Here is an 11,264-nt window from a genome sequence, read left to right as displayed (position 1 = left end):
GCAATCCGATCGCGATCCGGTCCGACAACCGCTCGTCCGTTTCCGGCTTGACCTGTCCAGGGCGTGGCATCCCGGCACCTCCTGAACAGGCACCCTACCAGCCGAGATCCTTAAGTCACTGGTATTGAGTCTAGACCCGCGTTTCATGGGTGACCCACGCGGAGCCGACTTCCTTCCAGCAGCGGTCGTCCAGGCGTACGGTCCGCCCCGGTCCGACGTCGACCGGCTCGGAGTCCGCGTCGATGTCCCACCAGCGGGCGCACTCGGTGTGCAGCTGGACCCGGTCGGTGGAGGGGTACGGGTTGTGGCAGTAGGCGACGACCCGGGAGCCGTGGACGGCCGTACGGCACTCGGCGCCGGAGGGTTCGGGGCGGGGCGCGGGGGGCGCGGGCGCCCCGGCGGCGCCGACGTGCCCGGCGGCGTACAGGCCGGCCGGGACGAGCAGTGCGGCGACGGCCGCGCAGGACGCCAGCAGGTACCGGGTCCGGTGATGTGTGCGACGCACAGCGATCTCCTCCCCTCGCCCGATCCCCACGCCTGACCGGAAGTCCGGTTCCTCCACATTCTGCGGTGGATCGGCCGGCTTTTCGACCTGAGCGCCACAAGGCCGTGCGGGGCACGGAAAACGGCCGCGCACCGCCTCCGGGGGAGACGGTGTGCGGCCGGTGCGTACGGCGGAGCGGTCAGGCGCCCATCATGTGCACGCCACTGTCGACGTGGATGATCTCGCCGGTCGTCCGCGGGAAGAAGTCCGAGAGCAGCGCGACGATGCCGCGGCCGGCCGGCTCCGGGTCCTTCATGTCCCAGGCCAGCGGCGCGCGGGTGTTCCACACGTCGGCGAGCCCGTCGAAGCCCGGGATGGACTTGGCGGCCATGGAGCCGAGCGGTCCGGCCGAGATCAGGTTGCAGCGGATGCCGTCCGGGCCCAGGTCACGGGCGAGGTAGCGGGAGGTGGCCTCCAGCGCGGCCTTGGCCGGGCCCATCCAGTCGTACTGCGGCCAGGCGAACTGGGCGTCGAAGGTGAGGCCGACGATCGAGCCGCCCTCGCTCATCAGCGGCTTGCACGCCATGGCGAGCGACTTCAGCGAGAACGCCGAGACGTGCATCGCCGTGGAGACCGACTCGAACGGGGTGTTCAGGAAGTTGCCGCCGAGCGCGTCCTGCGGCGCGAAGCCGATGGAGTGCACGACGCCGTCCAGCGAGCCCAGTTCGTCGCGCACCAGGCCGGCGAGGCGGTCCAGGTGCTCGGTGTTGGTCACGTCCAGCTCGATGACCTTGGCCGGCTTGGGCAGCTTCTTGGCGATGCGCTCGGTCAGCGTGGGCCGCGGGAAGGCGGTCAGAATGACCTCGGCACCCTGCTCCTGGGCCACCTTGGCGGCGTGGAACGCGATGGACGACTCCATCAGCACCCCGGTGATGAGGACGCGCTTGCCGTCGAGAATTCCGCTCATGGTGATCAGTGACCCATGCCCAATCCGCCGTCAACGGGGATGACGGCTCCAGTGATGTACGACGCGTCGTCGGAGGCGAGGAACCGCACCGCGGCGGCGATCTCCTCGGGCTGCGCGTAACGCGCCAGCGGCACCTGGGACACGATGCCCTTGCGCTGCTCCTCGGTGAGCACCTGCGTCATGTCGGTGTCGACGAAGCCGGGCGCGACGACGTTGAAGGTGATGTTGCGCGAACCGAGCTCGCGCGCCAGCGACCTGGCGAAACCGACCAGACCGGCCTTGGAGGCGGCGTAGTTGGCCTGGCCCGCCGAGCCGAGGAGGCCGACGACCGAGGAGATGAGGACCACGCGGCCCTTCTTGGCGCGCAGCATGCCGCGGTTGGCGCGCTTGACGACCCGGAAGGTGCCGGTGAGGTTGGTGTCGACCACGGACGTGAAGTCGTCCTCGGACATCCGCATCAGCAACTGGTCCTTGGTGATACCGGCGTTGGCGACCAGCACCTCCACGTTGCCGTGCTTCTCCTCGATCTCCTTGTAGGCCTGCTCCACCTGTTCCGCGTCGGTGATGTCGCAACGGACCGCGAGAACACCGGCCTCGGTGAGCGTCACGGGTGGCTCGCCGGAACGGTAGGTGATCGCGACCTTGTCGCCGTTGCCGACGAAAGCGCGGGCGATGGCGAGGCCGATGCCCCGGTTTCCTCCGGTGACGAGAACCGAGCGGCTCAACGGATCACCCTTTCGATAGCGGTCTGGTACCTCGGAAACCTATCGGTACCGCCCGCGCCGCGGAGAATCGGCCCCTGACAGCGCCTCCGGCCGGGCACTGTCGGGTTCCTACAGTCACGCGCCCGGCCCCGCCCGGGGAATTCGGCCGCGACACGGCATGGGCCATGCTTCACTGCCTCGTAAACAATCCGAGGGTAAGACCGCGAAGGAGAGGCCGCCCGTGCCCCATGAGGTAGATCAGTCGTTCCTGGCGCTCCCGCTACGGGCCCTCGCCGACGCGGCGCTGGCCCGCGCGCGGGCTCTCGGGGCGGCGCACGCCGATTTCCGGTTCGAGCGGGTGCGCAGTGCCACATGGCGGCTGAGGGACGCCCGGACGGCCGGGTCCTCGGACACCACCGACCTCGGGTACGCGGTGCGGGTCGTGCACGGCGGGGCCTGGGGGTTCGCCTCCGGGGTCGATCTGACGATGGACGCCGCGGCGAAGGTGGCCTCGCGGGCCGTCGCCATGGCGAAGCTGTCGGCGAAGGTGATCGCGGCGGCGGGCTCGGACGAGAGGGTGGAGCTGGCGGACGAGCCGGTGCACGGGGAACGCACCTGGGTCTCGTCGTACGAGGTCGACCCGTTCTCCGTACCCGCCGAGGAGAAGGCGGGGCTGCTCGCCGAGTGGAGCGCGCGGCTGCTGGCGGCCGAGGGCGTGGCGCATGTGGACGCCTCGCTGATGACCGTCCACGAGAACAAGTTCTACGCGGACACGGCGGGCACGGTCACCACCCAGCAGCGGGTGCGGCTGCACCCGGAGTTCACGGCGGTGGCGGTGGACGCGGCGAGCGGTGAGTTCGACTCGATGCGCACGATCGCGCCGCCGGTCGGGCGCGGCTGGGAGTACCTGACCGGGACCGGCTGGGACTGGGACGCGGAGCTGGAGCGCATCCCCGGGCTGCTGGCCGAGAAGATGCGGGCGCCGAGCGTCGAGGCGGGGACGTACGACCTGGTCGTGGACCCGTCCAATCTGTGGCTGACCATCCACGAGTCGATCGGCCACGCCACCGAGCTGGACCGGGCGCTGGGGTACGAGGCGGCGTACGCGGGGACCTCGTTCGCCACGTTCGACCAGCTGGGGAAGCTGGCGTACGGCTCGCCCGTGATGAACGTGACGGGCGACCGCACCGCCGAGCACGGGCTCGCGACGATCGGGTACGACGACGAGGGCGTCGAGGCGCAGTCCTGGGACCTGGTCAGGGACGGGACGCTGGTGGGCTACCAGCTGGACCGCCGGATCGCGAAGCTGACGGGCCTGGGCCGCTCCAACGGCTGCGCGTACGCGGACTCCCCCGGCCATGTCCCCGTCCAGCGCATGGCGAACGTGTCGCTCCGGCCGGACCCGGGCGGGCTGTCCACGGAGGACCTGATCGGCGGGGTCGAGCGCGGGATCTACGTGGTCGGCGACCGGTCGTGGTCCATCGACATGCAGAGGTACAACTTCCAGTTCACCGGACAGCGGTTCTTCCGCATCGAGAACGGCAGGCTGGCCGGGCAGCTGCGCGATGTCGCCTACCAGGCGACGACGACGGACTTCTGGGGCTCGATGGAGAAGGTCGGCGGCCCGCAGACGTACGTCCTGGGCGGCGCCTTCAACTGCGGCAAGGCCCAGCCGGGCCAGGTCGCGGCCGTCTCGCACGGCTGCCCCTCCGCCCTCTTCCGGGGCGTGAACATTCTGAATACGACGCAGGAGGCCGGGCGATGAGCCGCGTCAGCAAGCCGTACGAAATCGTCGAGCGCGCGCTCGAACTGTCCACCGCCGACGGCTGTGTGGTCATCGCGGACGAGGAGTCGTCGGCCAACCTGCGCTGGGCCGGCAACGCGCTGACCACCAACGGGGTGACCCGGGGCCGCACGCTGACCGTCATCGCCACGGTCGACGGCGCCGAGGGCACCGCGTCCGGTGTGGTCTCCCGGTCCGCCGTGACCGCCGCCGACCTGGAACCGCTGGTCCGGGCCGCCGAGGCCGCCGCGCGCGGCGCCGGACCGGCCGAGGACGCGCAGCCGCTGGTCAGCGGGGTGCCCGCGTCGCCCGACTTCACGGACGCGCCGGCCGAGACGGACTCGGACGTGTTCGCCGCGTTCGCCCCCGCCCTCGGCGACGCCTTCGCCCGGGCCCGCTCCGGCGGGCGCGAGCTGTACGGCTTCGCCCACCACGAGATGACCTCCACCTACCTCGGCACGTCCACGGGGCTGCGGCTGCGCCACGACCAGCCGAACGGCACGCTGGAGCTGAACGCCAAGTCGCCCGACCGCTCCCGTTCGGCCTGGGCGGGCCGCTCCACGCGGGACTTCAAGGACGTCGACCCGGCCGAGCTGGACGCGGAGCTGGCGCGGCGCCTCGGCTGGGCAAAGCGCCGTATCGAGCTGCCCGCAGGGCGGTACGAGACGCTGCTGCCGCCGACCGCCGTCGCCGACCTGCTGGTCTACCAGCTCTGGTCCTCGACGGCCCGGGACGCCATCGAGGGCCGGACGGTGTTCTCCCGGCCGGGCGGCGGTACCCGGCTCGGCGAGACGCTGTCCCCGCTGCCGCTGACCCTGCGCAGCGACCCGCACGCCCCCGGCCTGGAGTCGGCGCCGTTCGTCATCGCCCACGCCTCCGGGGACGGCGGTTCGGTCTTCGACAACGGGCTGCCGCTGGCCCGGACCGACTGGGTCGAGGACGGCCGCCTGGCGCAGCTGACGACGACCCGGCACACCGCGGACCTGACCGGGCTGCCGCTCGCCCCGGCGATCGACAACCTGGTGCTGGAGGGCGGGGGCGAACGGTCGCTGGAGGAGATGGTGGCCGTGACGACCGGCCCCGCGCTGCTGCTGACCTGCCTGTGGTACATCCGGGAGGTGGACCCGGCGACGCTGCTGCTGACCGGGCTGACCCGGGACGGGGTCTATCTCGTCGAGGACGGCGAGGTGACCGGCGAGGTGAACAACTTCCGCTTCAACGAGTCCCCGGTCGACCTGCTGTCCCGGGCCACCGAGGCGGGCCGCACCGAGAAGACGCTGCCGCGCGAGTGGGGCGACTGGTTCACCCGGGCCGCGATGCCCGCCCTGCGCGTCCCGGACTTCAACATGAGCTCGGTCAGCCGGGGGGTGTGACCCGCCTAGACTGAACGACACATAAAACCCGACCAGTCTTGTAAGGAGCACGGAACCGTGACGGACATCGTCGACGAGCTGAAGTGGCGCGGGCTGTTCGCCCAGTCCACTGACGAGGACGCATTGCGCAAGGCTCTCGCGGACGGTCCGGTCACGTTCTATTGCGGCTACGACCCCACCGCGGCCAGTCTGCACGTCGGCCACCTGGTGCAGGTGCTCACCATGCGCCGGCTCCAGCAGGCCGGTCTGCGGCCGCTCGCCCTGGTGGGCGGGGCCACCGGTCAGATCGGTGACCCCCGGCCGACCGCCGAGCGCACGCTGAACGACCCGGAGACGGTCGCGCAGTGGGTGACGCGGCTGCGCTCGCAGATCGAGCCGTTCCTGTCCTTCGAGGGCGAGAACGCCGCGGTCATGGTGAACAACCTGGACTGGACCGCGGGCCTGTCCGCGATCGAGTTCCTGCGGGACATCGGCAAGCACTTCCGGGTCAACAAAATGCTGACCAAGGACTCCATCGCCCGGCGGCTGGAGTCCGACGAGGGCATCAGCTACACCGAGTTCAGCTACCAGCTGCTCCAGAGCATGGACTTCCTGGAGCTGTACCGCCGCTACGGCTGCACCCTCCAGCAGGGCGGCAGCGACCAGTGGGGCAACCTCACCGCCGGTCTCGACCTGATCCACCGCCTGGAGCCGGGCGCCGAGGTGCACGCGCTGGCGACCCCGCTGATGACGAAGGCGGACGGCACCAAGTTCGGCAAGTCGGAGGGCGGGGCCGTCTGGCTCGACGCCGAGATGACGACGCCGTACGCGTTCTACCAGTTCTGGCTGAACGTGGACGACCGGGACATCTCGCGCTACATGCGCATCCTCAGCTTCCGGACCCCGGCCGAGCTGGAGGAGCTGGAGAAGCTCACCGAGGAGCGCCCGCAGGCGCGGACGGCGCAGCGCGCGCTGGCCGAGGAGCTGACGACGCTGGTGCACGGGGCGGACCAGTGCGCCGCGGTCGTCGCCGCGTCGAAGGCCCTGTTCGGCCAGGGCGAGCTGGGTGAGCTGGACGAGGCGACGCTGGGCGCCGCCCTGTCCGAGGTGCCGCACGCGCGGGTCACCGAGCTGGGCCCGCTGGTCGACCTGCTGGTGGAGGTCGGTCTGGCGCCGAGCAAGTCGGGTGCGCGGCGCACGGTCAAGGAGGGCGGCGCGTACGTGAACAACGTGAAGGTCCTCGACGGCGAGGCGGCGCCGGCCCGCGAGGAGCTGCTGCACGGGCGCTGGCTGGTGCTGCGCCGGGGCAAGAAGAACCTCGCGGCGATCGAGGTCACGGCCGGCTGAGCCGTACCTCCCACCGCACCGGCGACGACAGCGGCCGGGCACGCATCCTGCGTGCCCGGCCGCTGTCGTCGGTTCCTGGTGGTTCAGCTCCTCTGTTTGCTGCCCCGGAGCGAGGCCCACAACATGTCGCCGACTCCGACCACCACCACGGCGCCGATGAGCTGGAGCACATGGCGTGTCCAGTCGATGCCCTTGGTGTCGTTGACGCCGAGCCAGGTGGCGACCGCATTTCCGAGGACGCTGCCGATCATGCCGAAGATGACCGTCAGCCAGAGCGGGATCTGCTGCTTGCCCGGGAGGATCGCCTTCGCGATCAGACCGAGCACCAGGCCCACGATGATTGCCCACAACCAGCCCATGCTGCCTCCTTGAGCGACGCGGTGTCGCGCATGTCCCGCCCAGTCTCGGCGCCGGACCGGCGGGCCGCATGTCGGCGGGTCCGTACGGGTGTCGCGGGCGGGGGGGGGCGGAATGTACGGATACGGCGTGCCCCGGCCTCGAACGCGCCGGGTGGCGGGCGTAGCGTGGGACCGGCCGGTGTCCGGGTCCGGGGAAGGTTGGTGGGGCGTGGTGCGCAAACAGAACGGTGCGGAGGTCTTCCGGATCACCGGGGCCCGGCAGGGGCTCGCGGAGGACGTGCGCGGCAGGCAGCGGCGGTACGTGATCTCGATGTCCGTGCGGACGGTGTCGGTGGTGGCCGCGACGCTCCTGTGGAACGTGGAGCGGCACATCGCGTTCGTGGCGCTCGGACTGGGGCTGCTGCTGCCGTACGTCGCCGTCGTCATCGCCAACGCGGGTCGCGAGAACTCCCCCGCACTGCCCTCGACCTTCGTTCTCCCGGCCCCGGCCCACCCGCCGCTGGACGCCGCTCCGGCGGCGGGTGCGGCGCCTGCTTCACCGCAGTCCGGACGTGCTTTCCGGTCTCCGGATGCGCAGGAGCACGGCTGAGGCCACGACGGGCCCAAGCTCAAGAAAAGCTCAGATCAATCATGAAGTTCCAGTGCACTGCGGCGGGGTGTGCGTGACATACTTTGAACGCGCTCCGCATCCCCCGTCGGAGCGACGGACCGACGCCGGGCAGCTCCCCCCGTGGCTGCCCGGCGTCGCCATTTCTGCGGCAGGGCGTGCAACGGACACCCGAATTTGACGACAGGTCCTACGGTTGAGTCCGTGAACTCCCCCGAATCCTCCGAATCCTCCGCATCCCCCGAGGCAGCCGCCCCCGTCTGTTCGGCCAAGGGCTGCCGGGCCGACGCCGTGTGGGTGCTGGCCTGGAACAACCCGAAGCTGCACACGCCGGAGCGCCGCAAGACCTGGCTGGCCTGCGACGAGCACCGGGAGCACCTGTCCTCGTTCCTCGGGGTGCGGGGCTTCCTCAAGGACGTCGTGACGCTGGCGGAGTGGGAGTCGCGGCCCCCGTCCGCGTGACCGGCCGGGCTCAGCCGCCGATCGCGGACATCGGGCGGTCGGGCTGGAGGAAGCTCGGGTCGTCAAGGCCCGATCCGGCCTTCTTGCCCCACATGGCGAGCTTCCAGAGCCGGGCGATCTCCTCGTCGGGCGCGTCCGAGCGCAGCGCTCCGCGCAGGTCGGTCTCCTCGCGGGCGAACAGGCAGGTGCGCACCTGTCCGTCGGCGGTGAGCCGGGTGCGGTCGCAGGCCCGGCAGAACGGGCGGGTGACGGAGGCGATGACGCCGACCCGGTGGGGGCCGCCGTCGACGGTCCAGCGCTCGGCGGGGGCGGAGCCGCGCTCGGTGTCGCCCTCCGGGGCGAGGTCGAAGCGGGTGCGCAGCGTCCGGAGGATGTCACCCGCGGTGATCATGCCCTCGCGCTTCCAGCCGTGCTGGGCGTCGAGCGGCATCTGCTCGATGAAGCGGAGCTCGTAGCCGTGTTCGACGGCCCAGGCGAGCAGGTCGGGGGCCTCGTCGTCGTTGAGTCCCGGCATCAGGACGGTGTTGACCTTGACGGGGGTGAGCCCGGCCTCGTGGGCGGCCTCCAGGCCCGCCAGGACGTCGTGGTGCCGGTCGCGGCGGGTGAGGGTCTTGAAGACGTCGGGGCGCAGCGTGTCGAGCGAGACGTTGACCCGGTCGAGGCCGGCGTCCTTGAGCGCGGCGGCGGTCCGCTTCAGCCCGATGCCGTTGGTGGTGAGGGACATCCTGGGGCGGGGTTCGAGGGCCGCGCAGCGCTGGACGATCGAGACGAGTCCGGGGCGCAGCAGCGGCTCGCCGCCGGTGAAGCGGACGTCGGTGATGCCGAGCCGGGTGACGGCGATGCTGATGAGCCGGACGATCTCGTCGTCGCCGAGCAGGTCGGGTTTGGCGAGCCACTGCAGGCCTTCTTCGGGCATGCAGTAGGTGCAGCGCAGATTGCACCGGTCGGTGAGCGAGACGCGCAGGTCCGTGGCGACCCGGTCGTAGGTGTCGATGAGCATGTGGGCCCCCTCCCCCGGTGACTTCCCGGTCGCGGTAGCTGACTCCTTCGAGCCTACGCGAGACCTGTGACGGTGCGGGGGGACCGTTTGGCACGAGGTGCGGCGGGGCCGCGTCGTAGGACTCTACGACGCGGCCCCGTGCGGACGGGATCAGTGCGCGCCGATGCCGGTGAGGGACTTGACCTCCAGTTCGGCGTACTTGCCCCGGTCGGGCTCCTCCTTGGACAGGAGGGAGCCGATCCAGCCGAGCAGGAAGCCGAGCGGGATGGAGATCAGGCCGGGGTTCTCCAGCGGGAACCAGGCGAAGTCGACGCCCTTGAACATCGAGGTCTTCTCGTTGCCGGAGACGACCGGCGAGAACAGCACCAGGATCACGGAGGAGGCCAGGCCGCCGTAGATCGACCAGAGCGCGCCCCGGGTGGTGAAGCGCTTCCAGAAGAGGCTGTAGAGGAGCGTCGGCAGGTTGGCGGACGCGGCGACGGCGAAGGCGAGGGCGACCAGGCCTGCCACGTTCATGTCGCGGGCGAAGGCGCCGAGGACGATCGCGGCGGCGCCGATGAAGACGGTGGCCCAGCGGGCGGCCCTCATCTCCTCCTTCTCGGTGGCCTTCCCCTTGCGGATGACGTTGGCGTAGATGTCGTGGGCGAAGGAGGACGAGGAGGCGAGGGTCAGTCCGGCGACGACGGCGAGGATGGTGGCGAAGGCGACGGCGGAGATGACGGCGAGCAGGACGGCCCCGCCGGTGGTGCCGACCCCGCCGAGGTATTCGGCGAGCTGCGGGGCGGCCGCGTTGCCCGCGGGGTTCTTCGCCTTGATCTCGTCCGGGCCGATGAGGGCGGCGGCGCCGAATCCGAGGGCGATGGTCATCAGGTAGAACGCGCCGATGATGCCGATGGCCCAGTTGACGGACTTACGGGCGGCCTTGGCGGTCGGCACCGTGTAGAAGCGGATCAGGATGTGCGGCAGGCCCGCGGTGCCCAGGACCAGGGCGATGCCGAGGGAGAGGAAGTCGAGCTTCGAGGTGCCGGTGGCGCCGTACTTCAGGCCGGGCTCCAGGAACGAGGCGCCGTGGCCGCTCTTCTCGGCGGCGGTGCCCAGCAGGTCGGAGACGTTGAAGTCGAACTTCCACAGCACCATGAACGTCATCAGGATGGCGCCGGCGATGAGCAGCACGGCCTTGACCATCTGCACCCAGGTGGTGCCCTTCATGCCGCCGATGGTGACGTAGACGATCATCAGTACGCCGACCAGCGCAACGATGAGGATCTTTCCGGCGTCGCTGGTGATGCCGAGCAGCAGCGAGACCAGAACGCCCGCTCCCGCCATCTGTGCCAGCAGGTAGAAGATCGAGACGATGATGGTCGACACACCCGCCGCGGTACGGACCGGGCGCTGCCGCATCCGGTAGGCGAGGACGTCGCCCATGGTGTACCGGCCCGAGTTGCGCAGCGGTTCGGCGACCAGCAGCAGGGCCACCAGCCAGGCGACGAGGAAGCCGATGGAGTACAGGAAGCCGTCGTAGCCGAAGAGGGCGATGGCGCCGGCGATGCCGAGGAAGGACGCGGCGGACATGTAGTCGCCGGAGACCGCGAGCCCGTTCTGGAAGGCGGTGAACTGGCGGCCGCCCGCGTAGAAGTCGGACGCGCTGCGGGTCTGGCGGCCGGCCCAGACGGTGATGCCAAGGGTGGCCGCGACGAAGACCGCGAAGAGCGTGATGATCAGCGGCCGGTGCTCGGTGGCCGACGCGGCGAGGGTCACGGTGGCGTGGGAGTGGTACGCGGGGCTCATGCGTCGGCCTCCATACGGGACTTGATGGCCTCTGCCTTCGGGTCGAGCTTCGCGTTGGCGTGCCGCGAGTAGAACCAGGCGATGAGGAAGGTGGTGAGGAACTGGGCGAGGCCGAAGACGAAGGCCACGTTGATGTTGCTGAACACCTTGGTGCCCATGAAGCCGCCCGCGTAGTTGGAGAGCAGCACGTACAGCAGGTACCAGAGGACGAAGGCGATGGTCAGCGGGAAGGCGAAGGAGCGGTGGGAGCGGCGCAGTTCGCCGAATTCCGCGCTGCCTTGCTCCGCGAGGAACGCCTCGGTCGTGGGCTGGGCAGGGCCGGTCTCCGTACTGCCCTCGGGCGGCGGTGCATCGGTAGCCACGGAATCTCCTCGCGACGCGGGTGCGGTGGTGGTGGGGACGGTGGGTTTC

At 70.6% G+C, this 11,264-nt stretch carries 12 protein-coding genes; 5 read left to right on the top strand and 7 right to left on the bottom strand.

All coding sequences use genetic code 11. The features are described from left to right. Nucleotides 1–130: 130 nt before the first annotated feature. The 3 genes from E6P78_RS25520 to fabG all read right to left on the bottom strand — a co-directional run bounded on the left by E6P78_RS25520 (nt 131) and on the right by fabG (nt 2,176). Nucleotides 131–505, bottom strand: a complete 375-nt coding sequence (locus E6P78_RS25520; RefSeq protein WP_136205986.1) for a hypothetical protein — start codon at nt 503–505, stop codon at nt 131–133. A 178-nt stretch (nt 506–683) separates the two neighbouring features. Next, nucleotides 684–1,451 (bottom strand): enoyl-ACP reductase FabI, encoded by a 768-nt coding sequence (gene fabI / locus E6P78_RS25515; RefSeq protein ID WP_136205985.1) that lies wholly within the window; start codon nt 1,449–1,451, stop codon nt 684–686. 5 nt (nt 1,452–1,456) lie between these two features. After that, nucleotides 1,457–2,176 (bottom strand): 3-oxoacyl-[acyl-carrier-protein] reductase, encoded by a 720-nt coding sequence (fabG, locus tag E6P78_RS25510; RefSeq protein ID WP_136205984.1) that lies wholly within the window; start codon nt 2,174–2,176, stop codon nt 1,457–1,459. Between the two features lie 220 nt (nt 2,177–2,396). Here fabG and E6P78_RS25505 point away from each other — a divergent pair, with 220 nt between their 5' ends. Genes E6P78_RS25505 through tyrS form a run of 3 tightly spaced genes read left to right on the top strand, consistent with a single transcriptional unit; the run spans nt 2,397 to nt 6,637 of the window. Then, a complete protein-coding gene (locus E6P78_RS25505; protein ID WP_136205983.1) occupies nt 2,397–3,920 on the top strand; it encodes a TldD/PmbA family protein in 1,524 nt (507 codons plus the stop codon). Continuing rightward, nucleotides 3,917–5,311, top strand: coding sequence for a metallopeptidase TldD-related protein (locus E6P78_RS25500; protein WP_136205982.1), 1,395 nt, complete (start codon nt 3,917–3,919; stop codon nt 5,309–5,311). The genes E6P78_RS25505 and E6P78_RS25500 overlap by 4 nt, the downstream gene beginning before the upstream one ends. A gap of 57 nt (nt 5,312–5,368) precedes the next feature. Further along, complete coding sequence (tyrS, locus tag E6P78_RS25495; protein ID WP_136205981.1) at nt 5,369–6,637, top strand: tyrosine--tRNA ligase; 1,269 nt, start codon at nt 5,369–5,371, stop codon at nt 6,635–6,637. Between the two features lie 83 nt (nt 6,638–6,720). Here tyrS and E6P78_RS25490 read toward each other — a convergent pair whose 3' ends face one another. Next, nucleotides 6,721–6,996 (bottom strand): GlsB/YeaQ/YmgE family stress response membrane protein, encoded by a 276-nt coding sequence (locus E6P78_RS25490; protein WP_136205980.1) that lies wholly within the window; start codon nt 6,994–6,996, stop codon nt 6,721–6,723. Nucleotides 6,997–7,204: 208 nt separating this feature from the next. Between E6P78_RS25490 and E6P78_RS25485 the strand changes: the two genes are divergently transcribed. Further along, entirely contained in the window at nt 7,205–7,585 is a 381-nt protein-coding gene (locus E6P78_RS25485; protein ID WP_136205979.1) for a DUF3099 domain-containing protein, read from the top strand. A gap of 222 nt (nt 7,586–7,807) precedes the next feature. After that, the gene (locus E6P78_RS25480) at nt 7,808–8,065 is read left to right on the top strand and encodes a hypothetical protein (RefSeq protein WP_136205978.1); all 258 of its coding nucleotides are present in this window, start codon (nt 7,808–7,810) and stop codon (nt 8,063–8,065) included. Between the two features lie 10 nt (nt 8,066–8,075). On the opposite strand, the gene moaA is transcribed toward E6P78_RS25480, so the two are convergent. The 3 genes from moaA to E6P78_RS25465 all read right to left on the bottom strand — a co-directional run bounded on the left by moaA (nt 8,076) and on the right by E6P78_RS25465 (nt 11,215). Then, nucleotides 8,076–9,065 (bottom strand): GTP 3',8-cyclase MoaA, encoded by a 990-nt coding sequence (gene moaA, locus E6P78_RS25475; RefSeq protein ID WP_136205977.1) that lies wholly within the window; start codon nt 9,063–9,065, stop codon nt 8,076–8,078. A gap of 150 nt (nt 9,066–9,215) precedes the next feature. Beyond that, nucleotides 9,216–10,853: a cation acetate symporter gene (locus E6P78_RS25470; RefSeq protein WP_136205976.1), complete on the bottom strand. Its 1,638-nt coding sequence runs from the start codon at nt 10,851–10,853 to the stop codon at nt 9,216–9,218. Then, a complete protein-coding gene (locus E6P78_RS25465) occupies nt 10,850–11,215 on the bottom strand; it encodes a DUF485 domain-containing protein (protein WP_136205975.1) in 366 nt (121 codons plus the stop codon). The genes E6P78_RS25470 and E6P78_RS25465 overlap by 4 nt, the downstream gene beginning before the upstream one ends. Nucleotides 11,216–11,264: the final 49 nt, after the last annotated feature.

The organism is Streptomyces sp. A0958, assembly GCF_004795035.1.
Lineage (GTDB): Bacteria > Actinomycetota > Actinomycetes > Streptomycetales > Streptomycetaceae > Streptomyces.
Note: the sequence above shows the minus strand (reverse complement) of the source record. Positions and strands in the feature narration are given on the sequence as shown.

Coding starts and splice junctions, on each gene's coding strand:
- fabI (WP_136205985.1), bottom strand. CDS start 1,451: ATGAGCGGAATTCTCGACGGCAAGCGCGTCCTCATCACCGGGGTGCTG.
- E6P78_RS25470 (WP_136205976.1), bottom strand. CDS start 10,853: ATGAGCCCCGCGTACCACTCCCACGCCACCGTGACCCTCGCCGCGTCG.
- moaA (WP_136205977.1), bottom strand. CDS start 9,065: ATGCTCATCGACACCTACGACCGGGTCGCCACGGACCTGCGCGTCTCG.
- E6P78_RS25490 (WP_136205980.1), bottom strand. CDS start 6,996: ATGGGCTGGTTGTGGGCAATCATCGTGGGCCTGGTGCTCGGTCTGATC.
- E6P78_RS25500 (WP_136205982.1), top strand. CDS start 3,917: ATGAGCCGCGTCAGCAAGCCGTACGAAATCGTCGAGCGCGCGCTCGAA.